The following is a 22,141-nucleotide window of genomic DNA, read 5'->3' as shown; positions in this document are numbered from 1 at the left end:
TGCGGTGAGCGATGAATTAGTGCCGGTCTATGAATGTGTTCCTTGAGGCACGCCCCTAGCGGCGCACCCACAGGCTTAATTATGGCTTACCCGCGGTATAGAAGCTCGCCTATAAATATTCATATCTTGAATGGTGAGAAAGGTTACGCCTAGTCAGTGCAGTTTTTCCTGTTTTCTTGCTGGTTTCAGTGCCAAGCGCCACATTCTGAGGCTCCCGCCGTCTCACCAGGTGACAATCTCAAGCTGCACGCGCCTCACCAGTACCGGGCATTAAAAAACCCGAGGGGCGAATATTCAACGAATATTCGCCCCTCGGCACACATGCGACTTATTCAGCCGACTCTAGAGCTACACCGTAGCGGCCTCAGCCTCAGGGTAGTAGCAAGCATAACCGTGATCCTGGCCCTCAACGGGGGTCAGTTCCGGCATCTCCTCCAGGCAACGACGCTTCTTGTCCTCAGGCAGCAGCTTGAAGACCGGGCAACGGCTCGAGAAGCCACAACCCTTAGGCGCGTTCACCGGAGTGGGCAGGTCGCCCTCAAGCATAATGCGGTGGCGCTTTGCCTCAACCTCGGGATCCGGAACCGGAATCGCCGAGAGCAGTGCACGGGTGTACGGGTGGATCGGGTTGTCGAACACCTGGTCGACGTCACCGATCTCAACAATACGACCCAGGTACATCACTGCAACGCGGTCGGATGCGTGGCGAATCACCGCGAGGTCGTGAGCAACCATCAGGTAGCTCAGGCCCAGGTTTGCACGCAACTCCTCCAGCAGGTTGATCACACCAGCCTGGACGGACACGTCCAGTGCGGACACCGGCTCATCCAGAACCACGAGCTTAGGGTTAACGGCAAGCGCACGAGCAATACCGATACGCTGACGCTGACCGCCAGAGAACTGGTTCGGGAAGCGGTTCACGTGGTCGGGCTGCAGACCCACAATGTGCATCAGCTCGATGACGCGCTTCTTGATGTCTGCCTTGTTCATGCCCTGGTTTTCCAGGGGCTCAGCCAGCACCTCGTAAACGGTGAAGCGCGGATCCAGAGCACCGGTGGGGTCCTGGAACACCATCTGCTGGTTCTTACGCAGCTCAAGAATCTCACCTGCGGACTTGCCGTCCTTGGTGGAGGTTCCGTTAATCAGAATCTCACCGTCGGTGTTCTTGTTGAACTCCATGATTTCCAGCAGGGTGGTGGTCTTACCACAACCGGACTCACCCACGATGGAGAAGCACTCGCCCTCGCGAATGTCGAAGGACAGGCCGTTCACAGCCTTCACAGTGCCCACGCGGCGCTTAATCAGCGCACCCTTCATGAGCGGGAAGTGCTTCTTGACGTTGCGGACCTCCAGGACGGGGGCACGCTCCTCACGCGGGATGCCGTCGTACTTCGACACCGGGGGTTCCGGAACCGGGTACAGCTCGTCTGCGGTCTTACCGACCAGCTCCTGAGAGATGGTGCAGGAGGAGTAGTGGCCCTCGCCAACGCCTTCCAGCAGCTGCAGATCGGGCTCGCCGTTGGAGTCCTGGCAGCACTGGCCACCGCTTTTAGCGATGGGGCAACGCGGGCGGAAGGAGCACGCGGTCACCGGGTTAATCAGGTTCGGAGGGGTACCCTCGATGGGTACCAGGGAGACCTTCTCGGAACGGTCCACACGCGGGACCGCACCCAGCAGACCGATGGTGTACGGGTGGGAGGGATGCTTGTACAGGTCTTCTGCCTTAGCAATCTCCACCGGCTTACCGGCGTACATCACCAGAATGTCGTCAGCCATACCAGCCACAACACCGAGGTCGTGGGTAATCATGATGGTCGCTGCGCCGGTCTCTTCCTGAGCCTTCTGCATAACCTCCAACACCTGCGCCTGAATGGTCACATCCAGTGCGGTGGTGGGCTCATCGGCGATGAGCACGCGGGGGTCATTCGCAATCGCCATAGCGATCATGATGCGCTGACGCATACCACCGGAGAACTCGTGCGGGAAGGAACGCAGGCGGTCAGCCGGCGAAGGAATACCCACCATACGCATCAGTTCGATGGAACGGTCCTTGATAGCCTGCTTGCTCATGCCCTTGTTGTGGACCTTGAGCACCTCAGCAATCTGGTCACCAATGGTGTACACGGGGGTCAGCGAGGACAGCGGATCCTGGAAAATCATAGAGATTTCCTTGCCGCGGTATGCGCACATTTCCTTATCGCTCAGACCCAGCAGCTCGGTGCCGTTGTACTTAACCGAACCGGTGATGTCAGCGGTGGTCGGGTGCAGGCCCATGATCGCCATGGAAGCAACGGACTTACCGGAACCGGACTCACCCACAATACCCAGGGTCTTACCGGGGTACAGGTCAAAGTTCACACCGCGAACAGCGTGCACGACGCCATTCTCAGTGTTGAAGCGGACGTTGAGGTCCTTAACGCTCAGAACGGGAGAGGTACTCATTAGTTCTTCGCCTCCTTTGCAGCGGCAGCGGGTGCCTCTGCCTTCTCGTTCTTCTTGGACTTCTTGATCTTACCGACCGACATCGAAGTCGGGTCGAATGCGTCACGCAGACCGTCGTTCATGAGGGCCAGCGGACCAACCAGCAGGAAGAAGAACAGAACCGGGAACCAGAACATGTGCGGCAGGGTGTTAATCTGCTGCGAAGCATCCGAAATCAGCGAGCCCAGCGAGTAGTTGGGGTACTTAATACCGATGCCGATGAAGGAGTAAGCGACCTCAGAGAGCACAGCGCCCATGATGCCGCTGGTGAAGTTCAGAACCAGCAGGGAGCCAATGTTCGGAACCAGGTGGCGCATCACAATCTTGAAGGGGTGCACACCCATGTAGCGTGCAGCCTTCACGAAGTCGCGGTTGATGAGGGACTGCGCCATTGCACGAATAACACGGGCGCTACCCATCCAGCCGAAGGCAATCAGCACTGCAGAGAGCAGAACCCAGGTGGGGACGCTCTTCTGAATCTGCTTACCAACCTGACCGTTAATCAGAATTGCCAGAATCAGCAGCGAGGGAACCATGATCAGGGTCTCGAGGATGAACAGCATAATCTTGTCAATCCAGCCACCGAAGTACGCCATCACACAACCGTAAACTGCGGAGATGAACACAGTGGCCAAACCGACGACCACACCAATCTGGAGAGAGGTCCAGACGGCCTCAGACATCATGGCGAACACGTCATTACCCGCGATGGTGGTACCGAACCAGTGCTCGGCCGAGGGGCCTTCACCCAGCGCCATGTAGTCAATGTCGTTGGGCTTGTACTTGGTCAGGTACTTACCGAACAGACCGAACAGACCCATGCCGATGAACACGCACAGACCGAAGACTGCAGCCTTGTTACGCAGGAAGCGGCGCAGAATAATAACGCTCTTGTTGATGACCTTGAAGTCACCGTTCTCCTGTACCACCGGTACGGAGGAAGTTGCAGTTACCTGACTCATGAGATCCTCACTCGGGGGTCGACGATGGTGGTAGCGATATCAGCGATGATCGCACCGACAGCGAACAGTGCAGAACCGTACGCGAGGGTCACGGTCGCAGCGTTCACGTCCTGCGCGGAAATGGAGTCAATCGACCACTTACCGATACCGGGCCATGCAAAGACGGTCTCGGCGAAGAATGCACCCGCAAAAATCATCGGAATCTGGTACGCGATGGACTGTGCCACGGGGATGAAGGAGACGCGCAGTGCGTGGCGAGTAATCGCCTGGTTACGGGTCAAGCCCTTAGCACGAGCGGTACGCACGAAGTCAGCGTTCACGTTATCGAGCAGGTACTGACGCTGTGCAATCTGGTAACCAGCCCAACCGAAGATGGTCATACAGAAGGTCGGCACGACGTAGTGCGCCGCCATATCCATGGTGATTTCCCAGAATCCGGTCAGACCCGGAGTCGAAATACCGGTCACATAGAAAATCTTCTCTCCACCATTAGCAACGGCGATGTTGTTGATAGTGGTCGCGCCCTGCTGCACCACGAAGTAAGCAACGGGAGCGGGGATGATGTAGACCAGGTAGGAGTAACCGGTGATAACACGGTCAGAGAACTTGTACTGGCGAGCTGCCGAGTACACACCCAGGGCAATACCAATCACAATCGAGAGAATGGTAGCCACCAGCAGCAGGCGGGTAGAAACCCACACGCGCTGGCCAAATTCCTGGTTAATGTACGCGCCGTTGGGGCTACGGCCCCAATCGAACTTGGTGACCACATTGGTCAGCCACTGAACGTAGCGGTCCCAGGGGTTCATTTCGGGATCGAGACCCAGGGATGCGAAGTTACGGTTCACCTGCTCGGGGCTAGGCTTCGGAACCTTTTCCTGCTCCAAGAGGGCAGGCTTCAGGGCAGTAACCGCTGCAAAGTAACCCATCGTGGTCGTAATAAAGACCATGACGAGGTACGTCAGCGATCGCTGGAGGATGTACCTAAACATGGGACGGTTCCCCTCCTTGTGTAGATGTCGGTGTTAAGGCATGTGTGTCATGCTGTCCCAGTGCACTGCTTCGTGATGACTGTCACTAGGAGCATATGTACTTTATCTTATATAGCCTGTAACACTTCCACCAAACCCACATTGGGCACTTTCACCCCTTAGAACAGCCTGTATGCAAGCTAAAAGGGAGCTGGGTAAAAAAATGCCCCGGAATACCGGGGAAAAGGGGCGGATTAACAATTTTTACGAAAATTTTACATCGGAAACAATTCTCTCGACATAGGGACGTAATAACCTTTTCGATAAGCGCTTTAATGGGGCAAAACACCACGTAAACCCACTATTTAAGGGACTAAACCAACACTTCCAACCCCTAAACCAAGCACTAAGGCACACCTCTTAAGCGCGCTATTTAAGGCAACTCAGCCAAAAACAGCGCCCCGACACGAGCACACGACTCGCACCGGGGCGCCACTTATATAGGAAGGCAACGCCTCCGCATCTAGTGCTAAGACCCTAGCTCTTAGCGTTAGGCTCCGAATCCGGCGAAGCCTCCGAGCTCAACGACTCATCAATACGAGCACGAGCAGAGCCGTGCATGCTCTTCAAAGCCTGCGCGTCCTTAGCAGCCATCTCCGGAGTAATCACCGGAATCGCGCCAGTCGCCGCACGAGCAATATCAACAGCCGGCTCAGTCTCCAGGGTCGTCGCCAGCGCATCCTCACGAATGAAGAACAGAAGCAGCGTAGACACCAGACCCAGCGGCACCAGGTACAGGAACAGCGGAATCAACGCATCGTTATAGGCATTCACAATGATGCCGTGCACCGGCTCCGGCAAAGACGCCACAAGCTCAGGAGTCAGAGACGAAGACGCATGGCTACCTGAAGACTGCAGCGCCTGCTGCGGCATACGCTCAGAAATCAGCGAGGTCAGACGCGAGGTAAACAGACCACCCACCAGCGAGGCACCCACAGTAGCACCCACCTGACGGAAGAAGTTATTCGACGCCGTCGCGGTACCAACCACGCTCACCGGGAACGCGTTCTGAACAATCAGAGTCAAGAACTGCATGGACATACCCAGACCGGCACCCATCACCGCAAGGTACACACAGAACAGCCAGGTCGGAGTCTCAATAGTCACGGTCGACAGCAGGAACAGGCCCAGCGCCACAATCGCGGTACCGCTCGTCACGTAACGCTTGTAGCGACCGCTCTTCGACACCACGCGGCCCGTCACAATGGACACCACCAGCATGACGCCCATCATCGGGATCATCAGCAGACCGGCCACCGTAGCGCTCACACCCAGCGCCATCTGCAGATAAGTCGGGATGTACTCCACCGCACCGAACATTGCCACGCCCAGCGCCAGCGAAGCGCCCAGAGTCAGCAGGAAGTTACGATTCTTGAACAGGTACATGGGCATGACCGGCTCAGCCGCACGGTTCTCCACCGGGATAAACACCAGCGCAGCAACCACAGAGAAGACCAGCAGACCAATAATCTCGGGCGAGGTCCACTCGTACTGGTTGCCACCCCAAATCGTGGCAAGCACCAGCGCACTCGTACCCGCCATCAGAATCAGCGAACCAAGGTAGTCGATACTGTGCTTCTCACGGTCACGGAACGGGCGGTGCGGTAGCAAGAAAATCACCGCAAGAATCGACAGAATAGCCAACGGCAGATTAAGCCAGAACGCCCAACGCCAACCCGGACCCTCAGTAATCCAGCCACCAATCAGCGGACCAGCCACCGACGAGAAAGCAAAAACGCCACCGATAATACCCATGTAGCGGCCGCGGTCGCGGGGAGGGATCACGTCAGCAATCACAGCCTGAGAAAGAATCATCAGACCGCCACCGCCCAGACCCTGCAGGGCACGAGCAAAAATCAGCCAGTTCATGTCCTGAGCGAGCGCACCAACAATCGAACCCGCCATGAAAGCAACAATCGCAAAAATCAGGAAGGGCTTGCGTCCGAACTGGTCAGAAAGCTTGCCGTAGACCGGCATCGTAATCGTCGAAAGCAGGATGAAAATGGTAATCACCCAGCTCATGTGCTCCACGCCGTGAAGCTCACCAACGATCGTGGGCAGCGACGGCGCCAGAATCGTCTGGTTCAGCGAGGACATGAGCATCACAATGACCAGGCCCAGGAACATGGCGCGGATGCGGTTTTTACTTTCCTGCTTAGCCTCACCGGCTGGCGGCTGAGGTAGATTCTTTTCCTCTGTACTCATCGTTTAATCCTTAGTTACGTTCTATATATGTCTGTTGTGAGTATCCGCCGGGCTCTGGATTCGGTTACCTCGATTCGGGGCCTCCGATTCGGTTTCCGGCGGGCTTTTGTCATTTGTAGCAGTGAACCGCCGCTAGATTGCCGGTCGGTTCTGCTCAAAAAGCAGGAACTGGAAGGTCTTCACCGTCTGGCGGATATGGCGGGCGATATCCTCTTTGTCTTCCAGGTCGCGGGCAAACTCCAGCTGACGAAGCACCGCGGAGGCAAGCTGGACCTTTGCGCGCGATCGCTCGCGGAAGTGATCGGTCAGCGGGTCAGCCGGGTTTCGGCGCGGGAAGGGGCCGCGGCGACCAGCAGCATCAAAAGCCACCCAGTCGATGGTGTTCAGGTACTCGGTGAGCACCTGTTCGCACTTCATGTAGTGCATCTTCATTCGTTTCGCGGACTCGGGGAACTCCTGATAGGGAGCTCGAGGGTCCTTGCCCTTGGCGTAGTGGAAGCTCTGGAAAATGACCTCCCAGAGAAGGTGGGTTACACGAATGATCGTGTTGTCATCCTCGTGGGCACGGTCTGTTTCGAGGATTTCCTCGCTGACCACCGGTTCGCGCAGACCCAGGACGGCATCCTCTTTAGAGGGGAAGTAGTTGAAGAAGGTACGCGGGGAGACGCCCGCCTCCTGGGCGATTTCTTCAACGGTGGTTCCGCGCATCCCGTGTTCGCGGACGCGTTTGAGGGCTGCTTCGTGGATTGCCGTCCAGGTTTGTTCGCGGCGGCGTTCGCGAAGGCTCTGTTCCTTTTTCTGCATAACTGCAATTATTTCATCACTGCACACAATGCTCAAGTGCATTTTTGGCGTTAAGGCCCACAGCATAGCCAGCTAAGCTCCAGCCCCACACAAAACATCGGCATAATAGAGGGATGAACTTGTTTGCCCCCGCCTATCTCGATTTCCTGCCAGACTGGCTACGCCTCGCACTCGGCATCGCCGATATCCTCATCCGACTCGCAGCCCTCTGTTGGCTCCCCTACAACCGCAAACCCGTGGTTGCCCTGGGCTGGCTCATGGCCATCTTCTTCATCCCCTTCGTAGGGTTCATCGCATTCCTCGTCTTCGGCTCCTCGCGCCTGCCCGCCTACCGCCGCGCACGCCAACACGCCATGAACGACTTGATCCGCGAAGTCAGCGAGAACAAGCCCTTCCTCACCCGCACCGACGACCTCTCCGACCCCGCAAAGGTAGCCAGCCAGCTCAACTACACCCTGGGCTCACTCCCCCTGGTCGGCGGCAACCAATTCACCCTCCACACCGACAACCACGAGGCAATGGTCGCCATGGCGGAAGAAGTCGACCGCGCCACCAAATACGTGCACTTCGAGTTCTACATCACCGCCTACGACGAGGCGAGCGCAGTCCTCTGGGACGCCCTCTTCGCAGCCCACGAACGCGGTGTACAGGTGCGCGTACTCCTCGACCACATCGGCTCCCGCAAATACCCGTCCTATAAGAAACTCGTGAAAATGCTCAACGACTCGGGTATGCAGTGGCGCCTCATGCTGCCGCTCAAACCGTGGAAACTCAAGTGGCAGCGACCCGACCTGCGTAACCACCGCAAGGTCCTCGTCGTGGACGGACGCGTCGCGTTCTCCGGTTCGCAGAACGCTATTCACCGCTCCTACGACATGCCCGAAAACATTAAGAAGGGCTTGGAGTGGAAGGACCTGACCTTCTCCTGCACCGGCCCCATCGTTGAAGAGCTCAACGCCGTTTTCGTCTCCGACTGGTACTCCGAAACGAACCAGCTGATCCTGGCAGAAATTAACACCAATATCCCCTACTACAAGGATGGGATGCGCGCCCAGGTTGTGCCCTCCGGCCCCGGTTTTGAAACCGAAAACAACCTGCGCCTCATTAACTACCTGATCTACAACGCCGAGCGGCGTATTACCATCTGCTCGCCCTACTTCGTGCCCGAAGAGACCCTACTGCAGGCACTCACGAACGCCGCCTACTCCGGTATTGAAACCACCGTGATTGTGTGCGAGAAGGGCGACCAGTTCCTGCCGAACATGGCGCAGCGTTCCTACTACGAGCAGCTGCTGCAGGCGGGTGTGCGTATTCTGCAGTACCCCAGCCCGACCGTGTTGCACTCCAAGTTCATGATGGTCGACGACGAAATTACGTTCATTGGCTCGTCCAATATGGACCCGCGTTCCTTCTCACTGAACATGGAAGTGTCAACGTTCGTCATTGACCGCGGCATGGTCGCGATGCTGGATGAAGTATGCGCCGAATACGAGCAGGTCTGCACCGAGCTGCTGTACACCCAGTGGGCGGAGCGCCCGCGCCGCATCAAGATGGTGGAGAACCTCTGCCGACTGTGGTCATCGCTCCTCTAAGCTATTTGTCACACACTCGGGGGTCTGAGTTTTCATCCCCGCACCCGCCAAAGGACTATCGAATGCCCCTTCTATTCCGTAAAGCACGCCGTAAATTCGCTGAACTCGATGCGCACGACGTTGCTCACCGTATCTCTGCGTACACCTACGGTAATTTCTTGGTGCTGGCGGCTCTGCTGAGCATTCACGACGCGAACGCGATCTTTGACGGCACCGCAATCCTCTACATTACGGGTACCGGTCTGACCACCTACATTGCCCACGTCATCTCAGAAATGCAGGAGTACCGGGTGCTGCACGGCGGCACCCCGCCGCGAGATTTCGTCAAGCACGCGCTGGGCAACGCGAGCCCTATTCTGGGTACGACCGTGTACCCCGTGGCGCTCCTGATTCTGGCGACATTCCTACCGCCCGGCGGCACCTACGACATCATTTTTGACTGCACTATTATTCTCTGTCTTGTGACCGTGGTGTGGCGTATTTTTACCCTCAACTTCGCGATTGCTCGCTACCGCGGCGAGCCAATCTGCTGGCGTACTGTCCGAAGCGCCGTGTGGCTCACCCTCGCCGTTATTGTTCTTGCGATTGTGAAGATTATGTTCACCCACGCTGGTAAATAACCTAAAAGCTCCCCCCCCCCTGAGTTCGATTGATTCGACGCTCAGGGGGAGCTTTCGTTTCCCCCGCATTCTTTTCCCACGCACCATTGCAGGATGCGCGGGGCTACAAGCTAGAGCAGCGCTACAGGTGAGCCTCGTAAAAGCGCATGCGGAGAAGGCAAAAGGGCAAAAAGAAACACGCGACACCTCCGACATCGCATACCTTCGTATGCAGCGAATGTATCGCGCGTTCATTTCTACCCTGGACTAGTTTAGCGCCATAAACGGTTTCCCGTGTGGATTGAAGAAGGTTTAATCTGCAACCACTCCGGCGCAAGCAGGCGAACAGCCTTCGCACAACCCGACAAAGCAGTAATAATCGACTCGCAACGCTGATTAAACTCGCTCTGATGACGCTTATCCACAATCTGCCCCGGAAAATGGCGATGCATCTTCGACACAGAGTCGCTACTCTCCTGCAAACCGTGGCCCGTATGGCCCGGAACATGCTTCACCAGCACACGCTTCTCGCGGATAGCCTCCGTCAAAGCACGCATCTGAGCCACCACGCGCTCATCCTGAATACCCTCAGAAACCCACGCCTCAAAAGCCCAACGGCTATGCGCCAAACGCAATACAAACGTCAACGCACCCAAAGAATCCGTATGAATAATCAGGCGGCGCGAACCGCTATGGAACACCGTATAAGCCGCCAACATCGCAGACAGCTCACCGGTCATAATATTCACGCCATCATAGTGGGTATGAAAATAGAAGCCGTCCTCACTCACGCCGGCGATACCCATACGGCCGCCACGCTGATACTTCTTATTGTGAGTCGAACGGAACGAACAATCCGTGAAAACGCTATAGTCCTGCAGCTGGTCCAGCGGTCGAGGGGTCAGCGCCTCCTCCACCATCTCATCCACGGCGGTACGTGCCGCACACACCTCAGCCTGCATCCGCTCATACGCGGGCGTGCCAGCAAGCTTCACATGCACTTCCCCCAAAGAATGGTTATCGTACGGGTCCAGCACCTTCTCAAAGGCGCGGTACTCCATAATCCCCTTCAACTGGTCGCAATCACGGAAAAGCTGCTTCAGATTCTTACGGTCCGCAGCAATCGTCACCAGGTTCTGACGGTACTGCTCAGGAACCACATCCCACGCAGAAAGCACGGCACGACCCAGCAGACGCGGATGCACCTCATCACAGCATTCCATGAGGGAATGAACGTGAGTGAAAAGCATCGGCTCCTCATTCACCACGGTGCGGGTGCCGTCCTGCTTAGAAATAAAAACCACCGTCGACAACGCCGAATAACAAAAACCTTGCGCCTTACGATGCTCCTGAGCCACCGCAATCACAGCAACGCCCTGATCCGTGTACCCGGCAGGGTACGAGGCGCTATAGTCGGGCGCCTCCCAGGTCAGGGTGCATCGTTTGATATGCGCCGGTGAAAATCCCATGAGTGTCACCCCCCATGTGTGCCATACCGCGTCTCCTTCCATTCATGCGGTGTATCGTCCTCATTCTTTTATAGGTCGAAAAGAAAGGGGCACGCAAATATAAAACACCTTTTTTACAGTTAGCGAATGGATCACCGCAATTCCTCTCTCACGCCGGCACAGCACAAAACCCAGTACAGAACACAGCGCACAACACAGCGCGAGAAACCCCCGCGCATACCTCACCGAGGCGCGGGGAAAGGTGTACGGTAAAAGAGTCATATACGACGCGGCAACCGCCGCACCACCCCACAAGGAGAGCCCCATGATTGGTGTCTACGCCGGAGTATCCGTCAAGCCCGAGCACGTCGAAGAATTCCTCAAGACCATCGAACCGCTCGTGACCGCAAGCCGCCAGGACGAAGGCAACGTCAGCTACGACTTCGGTGCCGTCTCCGACACCGACTTCGCATTCATCGAGCGTTGGGAATCCCAGGAACTGCTCGAAAAGCACATGGGCACCGAACACTTCCAGAAGGCTGTCGCCGCATGGGAGCCGCTGCTCTCCTCCGAGCTGGACGTTCGCATCGTCAACTTCCGCTAAACGACGTTAAAGACCGAGGTGCCCGGCACCCCCTAAGTGAGGGGTGCCGGGCACCTTCGCATGTCAGTTATGGAGGCGAGAGCAGCTACTCGCAGCGCGCCTTCATTCTCGGTTTAGCAGCGCTCTCGGTTTAACGGCGTTCTACGCCAACCTCCATCGAATCAAGTGTGAAACCATTCGTCGCGCTCACGCAATGCACCTTACCGGTATTCACCGACTTGCAGGTGTAACCGTACGCAGTCACCACCTGACCGGTAGACAGGGCAACAATGCCCTCAGTATTCACCGGCTCCGGGGTGGCGGTCTGACCGACCAGGCTCACCTCGGGCGCCTGGCCCTGCACCATGTGCACGCGCTGCTGCGCCTTACCGGATGCGGCATCCCAGCCCTCCAGGGTCACGCCCACCATCGCCTGGCAGTCCACACCCGACGGGGTCACCGAGCACGCGACCTTAGAGTCCGGGCTGGTGAAACGCAGCGCCTCAACAGTCTTCGCAGAATCACCCTGACCGAAAGTGCCGCCACCGTACGCTTCAGCGAAAGTCAGCGTACCCGACAGCATGCGGGTCTGTGCCGGAATCAGCGCCAGGCGCGGCTTCTCAACGCTACCACCCTGCGTGAAGCAGGCACCCGTAATGTAGTCGCGGCCCTGCACCTTCGTAGCGCACTGGTACCACTCAACACTCGCCGCGCCGTCCTGGTTCTTGCGGCTGTTGAAGAGGCGCACCGCCTCCTGAGCCTTGGCACAATCCGAACCGTCATACACGTAAATACCGGCGGAACCACCCAGCAGGCTTGTCACACCGCAGCGGGTGCCCGCATCAATAGTGTTCGCAGAGCCACTCGCCGAGGCGTATGCCGCCTCGTACTCGGCGTCCGTGCTCGGCTCATCCGTGGGGGTCGCTACCGAGTCGTACGTTACCGGGGAATCCAGGCCGGCAGAGATCTGCACAGTATTCGGCTTCCAGGAGCCATCCGCCGCGGTGAACAGGGTCTTTGCATCAACGGGCGCAGAAGAAGTCGCCACCATCATCGGGGCGGTTTCAGAATCATCAGCCTGCGGCTGAGCAGAGCAAGAGCTCAAAGCGAGCGCACCGATACAGGCAAGAGCCGTCAGGGCACGACGAGTAAAAGCACGCTGTGCGCGTGCGGGCAGGGTAACCATGAATACGTCCTTGTGAGGGTTGCGAATTGCGTTGTGTTTGAGTGGTTGTGCTGAGTCGGTGAATCGGGTACCTAAATACCTTCTTACACCCTACTGCACCGCAACTGACAAGGCAATACGCCGCACCGGGTATCCCACGACGGTAAACAAATACGCGAACAAAGAACAGCGCCCCGCCCGCAGAAAAACCGCGGAACGGGGCGCCAGCCCATCAGGGCAAGATATTAAATTCTCACACGATACGTGAGGGGCTTATGCGTCCTCGGGCAGGATGCGCACGCCGCCCTTATCAGCCGAAGCAGCCAGCATGCCGTACACCTTCAGGGCGTTCGATACCTGACGCTCACGCGGCTTGGTCGGACGCCACGGTGTAGCGCCCTTCGCCTCGCGGCGAGCAGCAAGCTCCTCATCCGAAACGTTCACACGCAGGATGCGGTTGTTCACGTCAATCTCAATCTCGTCACCGGTCTGCACCAGGCCGATCGCGCCGCCAGCAGCCGCCTCCGGGGAGACGTGACCGATAGAAATACCCGAGGTACCACCGGAGAAACGACCGTCAGTAATCAGCGCACACTTCTTGCCAAGGCCCAGACCCTTCAGGTAGGAGGTCGGGTACAGCATTTCCTGCATGCCGGGGCCACCCTTCGGACCCTCGTACTGGATGACAACAATGTCGCCTTCCTTCACGTTCTTCGACAGAATCTCGTGCACAGCCTCGTCCTGCGACTCGACCACGAAGGCGCGGCCCTTGAAGTGGAACAGCTCCTCATCAATACCAGCAGACTTGATGATCGCGCCGTTCTGGGCAATGTTGCCGTACAGGACCGCCAGACCGCCGTCCTTGGTGTACGCGTGCTCCACGGCGCGGATGCAACCGTTCTCGGCGTCGGTCTCGTGGGATTCGTACTTGTTCGCGGTGGAGAACGCCTGAGTGGTGCGCACGCCGCCGGGAGCAGCGAGGAACAGTTCCTTCGCCTTCTCGCTCGCCTTGCCGCTGCGGATATCCCACTCGTCCAGCCACTCGTCCAGCGAGTCAGCGTGAACAGAATGAACGTTCTTGTGCAGCAGGCCGGCACGGTTCAACTCACCCAGCAGGGCAGGAATACCGCCGGCACGGTGCACGTGCTCAATGTGGTACTTAGTGGAGTTCGGGGCAACCTTCGCCAGGCAGGGAACCTGACGCGAAATACGGTCAATATCCTTCAGGGTGAAGTCAGCGCCCGCCTCGTGAGCAATCGCCAGGGTGTGCAGCACGGTGTTGGTCGAACCGCCCATCGCCACATCCAGCGCCATAGCGTTCTCGAACGCCTCCTTGGTCGCAATGGAGCGGGGCAGAACCGACTCGTCATCCTGCTCGTAGTAGCGCTTAGCCAGCTCCACGATGCGGCGGCCAGCGTCCAGGAACAGCTCCTTACGAGCCACCTGAGTAGCCAGGGTGGTGCCGTTACCGGGCAGCGCCAGGCCAATCGCCTCATTCAGGCAGTTCATGGAGTTTGCGGTGAACATACCCGCACACGAACCGCAGGTCGGGCAGGCGTTCTTCTCAACCTGAGCGAGCGCAGCGTCACTGACGCTGTCGTTAACAGCCATCACCATGGCATCAATGAGGTCGAGGCGGTGCTCAACAATACCCTCAATGCCCTCGCCGGACTCCATGGGGCCGCCAGAGACAAAGATGGTGGGGATGTTCAGGCGCATAGCCGCCAGAAGCATACCGGGGGTGATCTTGTCACAGTTAGAGATGCAGACCAGCGCGTCGGCACGGTGCGCGTTGACCATGTACTCGACCGAGTCTGCAATCAGATCGCGGGAAGGCAGCGAGTAGAGCATACCGTCGTGACCCATCGCGATACCGTCATCAACAGCGATGGTGTTAAATTCCTTGGCGACGCCGCCAGCCTCACGAATCGCGCCGGCGACCAGCTCACCCATGTCCTTCAGGTGCACGTGGCCGGGCACGAACTGGGTGAAGGAGTTCGCGATAGCAATAATGGGCTTGCCGAAGTCGTCATCGCCCATGCCGGTGGCACGCCACAGGGCGCGGGCACCAGCCATGTTACGGCCGTGAGTTGAAGTACGTGAACGCAGTTCTGGCATTGTTTTACCTTCCGTAGTGATGCAAGTACTGATTTTACGCGCGGCGTCCAACGCTCTTCAGCTCAGGGTCACTTTGGTTTCATGCATCGAAACGCGCACGAGCCTGCAACCGCCTATCGGTGGGAGGGTTGAGGCCACGGGGGTTGTGCCGGATCTGCGGCAGAATTGCCCCCTTTGGGGTAGACGGGGGACATCACCCCATTATGCCCCCTAATCTGGAATGAGCCCAGGTTCCGGGCGGCGATATTCAGTCGGCGAACGCACCGGGAGGCGGCGGGCCGCTGTGCCTGCCGCGTACGGGCCTCGCTGTGCATACGTAGCAGCACACGCAGCACCGGCGCGGTTCGTTTCCAACACACTGATTTATACACGCTTTTATACACGCTGAACCCTGCTTACGTTTCAGAAGGTTTCCATGACACAGGCACCCACCGCATCGCTCACCCTCACGCCGGCAACCAGCCCGGCAACCACCCCGGCAGGCGGCAAAGATTTCGCGTCCTCCGTAATCTACCAGGTATACCCAAAGTCCTTATACTCCGCGGCGGGTGGCGCCTACGGCGACCTGCGCGGCGTCATCGAGAAGGTGCCCTACATTGCTTCTCTGGGCGTGGACATGGTGTGGTTCAACCCGTTCTTCGCCTCCCCGCAGAACGACAATGGCTACGACATCTCCGACTACTACGCCATCAACCCCGACCTGGGCACCATGAAGGACGTCGAAGAGATGATTGCCGCCCTTGCCAAGCACGGTGTGGGCGTCATGTTCGACATGGTGCTCAATCATGTTTCGACCGAGCACGAGTGGTTCCAGCGTGCGCTCGCCGGTGAGCGCGAGTACTGGGATTACTTCTACATTCGCCCCGGCAAATACACCGAGGACGGTCAGCTGCGCGAACCGACCAACTGGGAGTCGAAGTTCGGCGGCTCCTGCTGGTCCCGCTTTGGCGAGTACACGGATGAGCACGGCACTCCCCTGTTCTACATGCACCTGTACGACCGCACCCAGGCGGACGTGAACTGGTACAACCCGACTGTGCGCGACGAGCTGTTTAAGGTCGTGAACTTCTGGTACGAGAAGGGCGTGCGCGGCTTCCGTTTCGACGTCATTAACGTCATCGGTAAGGGTGAAGAGCTATTCGACGCCCCCGAAGGCACCGTGGACAAGGCACAATACACCGACACCCCGATTGTGCATACTCGCATTCAGCAGCTGAACCGCGCCTCGTTCGGTCAGTATGATGACACCGTGACCGTGGGCGAAATGTCCTCGACCAGCATCGAAAACTGCGTGGGCTACTCCAACCCGGTAAACCACGAGCTAGACATGGTGTTCAGCTTCCACCACCTGAAGGTGGACTACGAGAACGGCGAGAAGTGGTCGAAGGTGCCGTTCCGTTTTGCCGAGTTGAAGCAAATCCTGAACGAGTGGGCGCTGGGTATGCAGGCCGGCGGCGGCTGGAACGCGCTGTTCTGGAATAACCACGACCAGCCGCGCGCGCTGAACCGTTTTGGTGACGTTGAGCGTTACCGTGCCGAGTCGGCGACCATGCTGGCGACCGTAATTCACCTGCTACGCGGCACCCCATACGTGTACCAGGGCGAGGAAATCGGCATGATTGACCCGGTCTACTCCTCGATCGAGCAGTATGTGGATGTGGAGGCGCACAACGCCTACGCAATGCTGCGTGAGCGCGGTCTGAGCGAGCAGCAGGCCCTGGAGATTGTGGCGTCGAAGGCTCGCGATAATTCGCGTGTGCCGATGCAGTGGACCGCGGATCCGGTGATTGCCGGGTTTGGTTCCACGTCGCCGTGGCTGGCTCCCGCCCCGGTTCGTGATGCGGCGACCGGTGCCGGTATTTCGGTGGAAGATGAGGAACGCGACGGCATGATTCTGCCCTACTACCGCAACCTGATTGCCCTGCGTAAGCAGTACCCGGTCATCTCTGCGGGTTCGTACGCGCCCTACGCGCTGGATCACGAGCGGGTGTTTGCGTACCTGCGTGAGCTGCCGGCTGAGGCTAGTGCTGAGAACGGTAGCCCGGCGCAGCGCCTGCTGGTGCTGACGAACTTCTACGGTGAGCCGACCGAGGTTGAGGTTCCGGCTGAATTCGTTCGTTCCGGTCGCGTGCTGGTGTGTAATTACAAGAATTCTACGGTCGATTCTGCCGTATCTGATTCGGCTGAGACGGTGACGCTGAGCTTGCGCCCCTATGAGGCTCTGGCGCTGCTGATTGAGGGCTAAAAGCTACTGTATGCCCCTCCCCTAACGTGTGGGATAAGGGCAATATAAACCGACCTGGCAATATTCTATTTCTAGAATATTCCCAGGTCGGTTTTGTTTATAGACATTCCTATAGAGGAATTTATGTGGAATATCAGGCAGATTTTTAGAAGCCGTGCTCGTTCAGCCAGGCAGCCGCCGCCTGCGCGGGCTCCTGCTTGGAGGTACCCGAAACGCGGTCGTTGAGAGTGCGCAAATCGGCGGTGGTGAGCTTCGCCGAGACACGGTTCAGAACCTCCGCCGCGGAGTCGGGAACTCGCGACGTATTGATAATGGGCAGCACCTGCTGAGCCAGAATCATGTTCTTCGGATCTTCCAGCACCACCAGCTTGTTCTGCTCAATTGCGGGGGTGGTCGAGTAGAGGTCAACCACCTGCACGGTGTCATCCAACAGTGCCTTGACGGTCAGCGCGCCGCCACCATCCGAGAGGGGCACAAACTCGGCGGGAACGCATCCGTACTTCTCTTTAAGGCCGGGGATGCCGTAGGCGCGCTCGGCAAACTCCGGGGCGGCGCCGAGCTTCAGATTCGTGCAGTGGGAGGCGAGGTCTTCAAGGCTTCGCAGACCGTATTTCTGGGCGGTCTGCGCGGTAACGACGAGCGAGTCCTTATCCTCCGCCGCGGAGGCGTTCAGGGCGCGAATTTCCGCTCCTGAGTCGCCCGCCTTAAGCGTGCCAAGGGCGGCGGGTAGCGCCCGCAGAATCTCCTGCGCAGTGCTAGCTGTAGCCTTCGGATTCAGGTAGAGCAGCAGGTTGCCGGAGTAGTCCGGGATAACGTCCACCGCACCGGAGGCGAGTGCCCCCAGGTACGCCTCGCGGGCGCCGATGCTCAGCTGGGTGCGGGCGTTGAATCCCGCCCGGGCGAGGGCTCCGGCGTAGATTTCGGCAAGGATTTGGGATTCGGCGAAGGCCGCTGAGCCGACGATGATTCCTTCGTGTTCGCCGCTGAAGACTTTGTCGCCGCTGAGCCCGCAGGCGCTAAGAATACCCGCCATGCCGAGTGCACCGGCGGCGGTGAGAGCAGTGCGACGAGATACGGTACGGCGCGAGAAGGTTTTAGGTGCCTGATTCATCGGGTTCATGCCTTCTTCCGGTTGATGGTGAGCCCCGCGGGGGTGAGAACACGCTGCGCAAGGCCCATGAGCGCGTCCACGGCGAAGGCGAGAAGCGCTACGAGCAGGGTTGCGACGAGCATGCGCGGGTAATCGCGCACGGCGAGCCCGTCGAAGAGGTACCTGCCGAGGGTTCCGCCGCTGAGGTAGGCGACGATGGTCGCGGTTGCGATGACTTGCACGAGTGCGGAGCGGAGCCCGCCGAGCATCATGTTGGCGGCGAGCGGGATTTCGAGGCGGGTCAGGATCTGCCATTCGGTGAGTCCCTGGGCGCGGGCTGCGTCCACGAGGTCTTCGGGTACTGCAGCGAGGCCTTCGAGGACTCCGGCGAGCAGGGGCGCTGCCGCAATAATAATGAGCACGATGAGGGAGGGCAGGGTCGAGACACCCAGCCAGAGTGCCAGGATGGTAAGCAGACCGAGCGCGGGTAGCGCGCGGGTGGCGGCTACGGCGCTCATGAGCAGGTTGCTACGGCCGCGGTTGGTGCCGTAACCCGGGCGGTGGTGCCCAGCCCAGAGACCGAGAGGCACGACGATGAGTGCCGCGCAGGCGGTGGCGAGGGCGGTGACGCTCAGGTGTTCGAGCAGGCGCACGAGGATTCCGCCGCTTCCCTGCCAGTTGGCGCCGTCCATGAGGTAGGCGAAGGTTCGTTCTATGACGTTCACGGGTTATGCCTTCCTTTCGGGACTGCGGCGGTTCGCAACCATAGCCGCTTGCCAGGGCGTAAGTGCCCTCGTCAGAAGGATAAGGAGCAGGTCAAGGACCAGTGCCAGCAGCAGGCTGAGGATTACGCCAGCCAGGATCTCCGAAGGGATATTGCGCGCGAGTCCGTCGGTGAAGAGCGTACCAAGCGAGGGCACACCGATGAGGGCACCCACGGACACCATCGCAATATTTGCCACGGTTGCCACGCGGATTCCCGCCATAATGACGGGCGTAGTGAGGGGCAGGTAGAGCTCCATCAGCGCCTGTCGGGGCGTGTATCCGAGGGCGCGTGCAGATTCGTGCACGCTATCGGGTACGGAGTCGAAGGCATCCACACCGGAGCGCACCATGAGCGAGAAGGAGTAGACGCTCAGGGCAACGAGCACGTTCAGCGGGGAAATAATGGAGGTTCCCAGAATGAGCGGCATGAGCACGAACAGCGCGATCGAGGGGATGGTGTACAGCAGTGAGGAGAGGTGCATGAGGGTTCGCGCACCGATGCGGCGTTCGGAACCGCGGTCACGGCGGCGGCTCGCGTAGTAGGCGACCGGCAGCGCGACGAGAGCACCAATCGCGACGGGCACGACGCCCTGGTAGAGGTGGCTGAGGGTCAGCTCGAGGATGCGCTGGCTATTGGTGGCAACCCATTCCCAGTGCATATCACTTACTGCGAAGGGTGATGCCACTAGGGACTGCGCGGCAAGAGGTGGTGCCGCGAGCACAATATTTTCTAGAAGACTCATTCGCTTTTCTCGCCTTCTACCGCACCATTCTGTGCTTCTCGGGAGGCGGCAAGTCGGCGTGCGCGCGCCTGGCGCACCGTCTGCTCATCCAGCAGACCGGCAACGGAGCGGCTCACGAAGGAACGCACAAAATCATCGGCGGGGCTGTAGAGAATCTCTTCGGGAGTACCGAACTGTGCGAGGCGGCCGCCCTCCGCGAAGACGGCGATTGTATCGCCGAGCAGAAGCGCCTCATCAATGTCGTGGGTGACGAACACGATCGTCTTGGCGAGTCGACCCTGTAGGCGCAGCAGCTCTTTCTGCAGGTCGGTACGCACCACCGGATCCACCGCGGAGAACGGCTCGTCCATCAGCAGGACGGGCGCATCGGCGGCGAGAGCACGCGCCACACCAACGCGCTGCACCTGACCGCCCGAAAGCTGGGAGGGGTAGCGCTTGGCGTACGAAGGATCCAGACCGACTACTTCGAGCAGTTCGAGGGCGCGCGCCTGCGCCTCCTTGCGGGAGGCGCCGAGCAGGCGCGGTACGGTGGCAATATTCTGCGCGACGGTGCGGTGCGGCATGAGCCCGCCCTGCTGCATTACGTAGCCAATGCCGCGGCGCAACTCGTAGGGGTTCTTCTCGTGCACGTTCACGCCGTCAATGGTGATGGTTCCGCTATTGGGCTCCACCATGCGGTTAATCATGCGTAGACTAGTGGTTTTACCGCAGCCGGAGGGGCCGACGAACACGGTAATCTGACCGGCGGGAATATGCAGGTTCAGGTTCTGCAGTACCGTGGTGGGTTCACCGGTTCGGCTCGGGTAGCTTTTGGTGATGTTCTCGAAGCGGATTCCGCCCGCCTGAGCACTATCGACAGCAGCATTTTTTGCCCAGGGAATCTGGGGTGAGCCCGGAATTTGGGGTGAGATTTCCGGAGGCTGAGCGCTGGGATTCTGAGCGGTCATGGGTGCGGCAATCCTTTCTACAGCCTGGTGTTACAGCCTGGTGTTACAGCCCGGTTTTATAACCCGGTGCATGCGCCGTGCCCGCAGAAATATTTGGGTCAGTTTTCTGCGGGAAGCTTTCTAGAGTGAGCGTGGCGTTGTTTTCTTATACAAAAGGCGGCATCTCAGGGTTTTATTCCCAAAATGCCGCCTTTTCGACGGTTTTGCAGTATCTGCAACCGCAAAGTTTTTTAAAAACAAAACCCGCCCCACTGTAGAAGCCTGGAGGCGGATTTCGTGGCTCCGACCGGCGTCGATCCGGTGACCTTACGATTTTCAGTCGTACGCTCTACCAACTGAGCTACAGAGCCTTGCGTATTTACTTTTAGATACGCAATGACCGCGTCTTCGGATGAATAATCATCTGAACTTACGCGGCCAGAGCGACCCCGACGGGACTTGAACCCGCGACCTCCGCCGTGACAGGGCGGCGCGCTAACCAACTGCGCTACGGGGCCTTGTTGGAATCAACAGAAGTAAATTCTATATCATCTAACTTGGCTTTGCAAATCGTGAGATTTGCAAGTACCCCCAACGGGATTTGAACCCGTGCTACCGCCGTGAAAGGGCGGCGTCCTAGGCCGCTAGACGATGGGGGCCTAGTCGATCGAACAGGTTCCGTTTTCTTCATCCCGTCGTTCGAACCTCCACTAGTCTATGACAGGTTTGCGGAGGCGCGCAAACCGTTTTGTTCGATTTTGCCCGATTTTGACCCCCATTTTCGACGATTTATAGCCTGGCACATATGTATTTAAGCTTGTCAATGAGGATTCAGAAAAACTTCAAAAAATTTTAAAATTTCTTCACAACACCCCATATCAGGGGCTTTTGGAGGGGTTTTAGCGACTTTTGGGCGCCTACAGAGGCCTCGAGGAAGCCCTATTTTTTGCTCTGATTTCTACAAATTTCCTTCAGAATCTTTCAAAATTTTGCTCCAAAGAGAGTCAAAGATCTTTGAACGACCCTTCACAAGAGTTCCGAAAATCCGTTTTCCGCTCCCCCACTCGCCTCACGGCAGTCCAAAAAATCTCCAAAAAATTTTCAGTACTTTCTGCAGCGCCTATATAAGGTGCACACGGAGGCGCTACCCGGAGTGCAAAAACGCAAGAGAGTGCACGGCGAATTCTGCAGTGAATCCTGCGGCAAATTCTGTGGTGAATCCTGCGATGGACTCCGTGGTGCATCTTCGGTGAATCTGGCGGCGCATCCCTTCAGCAAGACTCGTCTCAACCTTCAAGCGACCCACAAAATTCTGCCGCGCAAAGCAACTACAGGCCAGAATGCACGTAGATGCAAATATTCACTCTTGGGAATACAATAAACC

At 58.2% G+C, this 22,141-nt stretch carries 16 protein-coding genes and 3 tRNA genes; 4 read left to right on the top strand and 15 right to left on the bottom strand.

The annotated features are described in order from the left end of the window. Positions 1-348: 348 nt before the first annotated feature. From HMPREF2528_RS01585 to HMPREF2528_RS01565, 5 genes are all read right to left on the bottom strand, one after another. Positions 349-2,442, bottom strand: a complete 2,094-nt coding sequence (locus HMPREF2528_RS01585) for an ABC transporter ATP-binding protein (protein ID WP_049359635.1) — start codon at positions 2,440-2,442, stop codon at positions 349-351. Beyond that, positions 2,442-3,443, bottom strand: coding sequence for an ABC transporter permease (locus HMPREF2528_RS01580; RefSeq protein ID WP_005507216.1), 1,002 nt, complete (start codon positions 3,441-3,443; stop codon positions 2,442-2,444). Before HMPREF2528_RS01580 ends, HMPREF2528_RS01585 begins: the two co-directional genes overlap by 1 nt. Then, positions 3,440-4,435, bottom strand: a complete 996-nt coding sequence (locus HMPREF2528_RS01575) for an ABC transporter permease (RefSeq protein ID WP_005507218.1) — start codon at positions 4,433-4,435, stop codon at positions 3,440-3,442. Before HMPREF2528_RS01575 ends, HMPREF2528_RS01580 begins: the two co-directional genes overlap by 4 nt. Positions 4,436-4,951: 516 nt before the next feature. Next, the gene (locus HMPREF2528_RS01570) at positions 4,952-6,679 is read right to left on the bottom strand and encodes an MDR family MFS transporter (protein WP_070541820.1); all 1,728 of its coding nucleotides are present in this window, start codon (positions 6,677-6,679) and stop codon (positions 4,952-4,954) included. 132 nt (positions 6,680-6,811) lie between these two features. Further along, the gene (locus tag HMPREF2528_RS01565; protein WP_230457276.1) at positions 6,812-7,483 is read right to left on the bottom strand and encodes a TetR/AcrR family transcriptional regulator; all 672 of its coding nucleotides are present in this window, start codon (positions 7,481-7,483) and stop codon (positions 6,812-6,814) included. A gap of 113 nt (positions 7,484-7,596) precedes the next feature. On the opposite strand from HMPREF2528_RS01565, the gene cls reads away from it, so the two are divergent. After that, complete coding sequence (gene cls / locus HMPREF2528_RS01560) at positions 7,597-9,075, top strand: cardiolipin synthase (RefSeq protein WP_070541817.1); 1,479 nt, start codon at positions 7,597-7,599, stop codon at positions 9,073-9,075. Between the two features lie 62 nt (positions 9,076-9,137). Continuing rightward, complete coding sequence (locus HMPREF2528_RS01555; RefSeq protein WP_005507226.1) at positions 9,138-9,695, top strand: hypothetical protein; 558 nt, start codon at positions 9,138-9,140, stop codon at positions 9,693-9,695. Positions 9,696-9,946: 251 nt separating this feature from the next. Here HMPREF2528_RS01555 and HMPREF2528_RS01550 read toward each other — a convergent pair whose 3' ends face one another. Then, positions 9,947-11,143, bottom strand: a complete 1,197-nt coding sequence (locus HMPREF2528_RS01550) for an RNase H family protein (protein WP_070541814.1) — start codon at positions 11,141-11,143, stop codon at positions 9,947-9,949. 304 nt (positions 11,144-11,447) lie between these two features. On the opposite strand from HMPREF2528_RS01550, the gene HMPREF2528_RS01545 reads away from it, so the two are divergent. Further along, positions 11,448-11,726 carry a putative quinol monooxygenase gene (locus HMPREF2528_RS01545; RefSeq protein WP_044150828.1) on the top strand — a complete coding sequence of 93 codons (279 nt, stop codon included), beginning with the start codon at positions 11,448-11,450 and terminating at the stop codon, positions 11,724-11,726. A gap of 130 nt (positions 11,727-11,856) precedes the next feature. Here HMPREF2528_RS01545 and HMPREF2528_RS01540 read toward each other — a convergent pair whose 3' ends face one another. Then, complete coding sequence (locus HMPREF2528_RS01540) at positions 11,857-12,891, bottom strand: 2-oxoglutarate dehydrogenase (protein ID WP_070541811.1); 1,035 nt, start codon at positions 12,889-12,891, stop codon at positions 11,857-11,859. A gap of 252 nt (positions 12,892-13,143) precedes the next feature. Further along, entirely contained in the window at positions 13,144-14,988 is a 1,845-nt protein-coding gene (gene ilvD / locus HMPREF2528_RS01535; protein WP_070541807.1) for a dihydroxy-acid dehydratase, read from the bottom strand. Between the two features lie 415 nt (positions 14,989-15,403). Between ilvD and HMPREF2528_RS01530 the strand changes: the two genes are divergently transcribed. Then, positions 15,404-17,233, top strand: coding sequence for an alpha,alpha-phosphotrehalase (locus tag HMPREF2528_RS01530; protein WP_070541803.1), 1,830 nt, complete (start codon positions 15,404-15,406; stop codon positions 17,231-17,233). Between the two features lie 145 nt (positions 17,234-17,378). On the opposite strand, the gene HMPREF2528_RS01525 is transcribed toward HMPREF2528_RS01530, so the two are convergent. The 7 genes from HMPREF2528_RS01525 to HMPREF2528_RS01495 all read right to left on the bottom strand — a co-directional run bounded on the left by HMPREF2528_RS01525 (position 17,379) and on the right by HMPREF2528_RS01495 (position 21,416). Further along, positions 17,379-18,344: an ABC transporter substrate-binding protein gene (locus tag HMPREF2528_RS01525; protein WP_070541908.1), complete on the bottom strand. Its 966-nt coding sequence runs from the start codon at positions 18,342-18,344 to the stop codon at positions 17,379-17,381. A 5-nt stretch (positions 18,345-18,349) separates the two neighbouring features. Then, positions 18,350-19,048, bottom strand: coding sequence for an ABC transporter permease (locus HMPREF2528_RS01520; RefSeq protein ID WP_070541800.1), 699 nt, complete (start codon positions 19,046-19,048; stop codon positions 18,350-18,352). Between the two features lie 3 nt (positions 19,049-19,051). Further along, positions 19,052-19,831 carry an ABC transporter permease gene (locus HMPREF2528_RS01515; protein WP_070541796.1) on the bottom strand — a complete coding sequence of 260 codons (780 nt, stop codon included), beginning with the start codon at positions 19,829-19,831 and terminating at the stop codon, positions 19,052-19,054. After that, positions 19,828-20,778: an ABC transporter ATP-binding protein gene (locus tag HMPREF2528_RS01510; RefSeq protein ID WP_070541794.1), complete on the bottom strand. Its 951-nt coding sequence runs from the start codon at positions 20,776-20,778 to the stop codon at positions 19,828-19,830. The genes HMPREF2528_RS01515 and HMPREF2528_RS01510 overlap by 4 nt, the downstream gene beginning before the upstream one ends. A gap of 277 nt (positions 20,779-21,055) precedes the next feature. Beyond that, positions 21,056-21,128, bottom strand: a tRNA-Phe gene (locus HMPREF2528_RS01505). 73 nt (positions 21,129-21,201) lie between these two features. After that, positions 21,202-21,275: transfer RNA gene (locus HMPREF2528_RS01500), tRNA-Asp, on the bottom strand. A 68-nt stretch (positions 21,276-21,343) separates the two neighbouring features. Beyond that, a tRNA-Glu gene (locus tag HMPREF2528_RS01495) sits at positions 21,344-21,416 on the bottom strand. Between the last annotated feature and the right edge of the window lie 725 nt (positions 21,417-22,141).

The organism is Rothia sp. HMSC078H08 (assembly GCF_001808955.1).
GTDB lineage: Bacteria > Actinomycetota > Actinomycetes > Actinomycetales > Micrococcaceae > Rothia.
The sequence above is the reverse complement of the archived record's forward strand: the minus strand, read 5'-3'. Positions and strand labels throughout refer to the sequence as shown.

Coding starts and splice junctions, on each gene's coding strand:
- HMPREF2528_RS01570 (WP_070541820.1), bottom strand. CDS start 6,679: ATGAGTACAGAGGAAAAGAATCTACCTCAGCCGCCAGCCGGTGAGGCT.
- HMPREF2528_RS01530 (WP_070541803.1), top strand. CDS start 15,404: ATGACACAGGCACCCACCGCATCGCTCACCCTCACGCCGGCAACCAGC.
- HMPREF2528_RS01545 (WP_044150828.1), top strand. CDS start 11,448: ATGATTGGTGTCTACGCCGGAGTATCCGTCAAGCCCGAGCACGTCGAA.
- HMPREF2528_RS01555 (WP_005507226.1), top strand. CDS start 9,138: ATGCCCCTTCTATTCCGTAAAGCACGCCGTAAATTCGCTGAACTCGAT.
- HMPREF2528_RS01580 (WP_005507216.1), bottom strand. CDS start 3,443: ATGAGTCAGGTAACTGCAACTTCCTCCGTACCGGTGGTACAGGAGAAC.
- HMPREF2528_RS01565 (WP_230457276.1), bottom strand. CDS start 7,483: ATGCAGAAAAAGGAACAGAGCCTTCGCGAACGCCGCCGCGAACAAACC.
- ilvD (WP_070541807.1), bottom strand. CDS start 14,988: ATGCCAGAACTGCGTTCACGTACTTCAACTCACGGCCGTAACATGGCT.
- HMPREF2528_RS01585 (WP_049359635.1), bottom strand. CDS start 2,442: ATGAGTACCTCTCCCGTTCTGAGCGTTAAGGACCTCAACGTCCGCTTC.
- cls (WP_070541817.1), top strand. CDS start 7,597: ATGAACTTGTTTGCCCCCGCCTATCTCGATTTCCTGCCAGACTGGCTA.
- HMPREF2528_RS01575 (WP_005507218.1), bottom strand. CDS start 4,435: ATGTTTAGGTACATCCTCCAGCGATCGCTGACGTACCTCGTCATGGTC.
- HMPREF2528_RS01525 (WP_070541908.1), bottom strand. CDS start 18,344: ATGAATCAGGCACCTAAAACCTTCTCGCGCCGTACCGTATCTCGTCGC.
- HMPREF2528_RS01550 (WP_070541814.1), bottom strand. CDS start 11,143: ATGGGATTTTCACCGGCGCATATCAAACGATGCACCCTGACCTGGGAG.
- HMPREF2528_RS01515 (WP_070541796.1), bottom strand. CDS start 19,831: ATGAGTCTTCTAGAAAATATTGTGCTCGCGGCACCACCTCTTGCCGCG.
- HMPREF2528_RS01510 (WP_070541794.1), bottom strand. CDS start 20,778: ATGACCGCTCAGAATCCCAGCGCTCAGCCTCCGGAAATCTCACCCCAA.
- HMPREF2528_RS01540 (WP_070541811.1), bottom strand. CDS start 12,891: ATGGTTACCCTGCCCGCACGCGCACAGCGTGCTTTTACTCGTCGTGCC.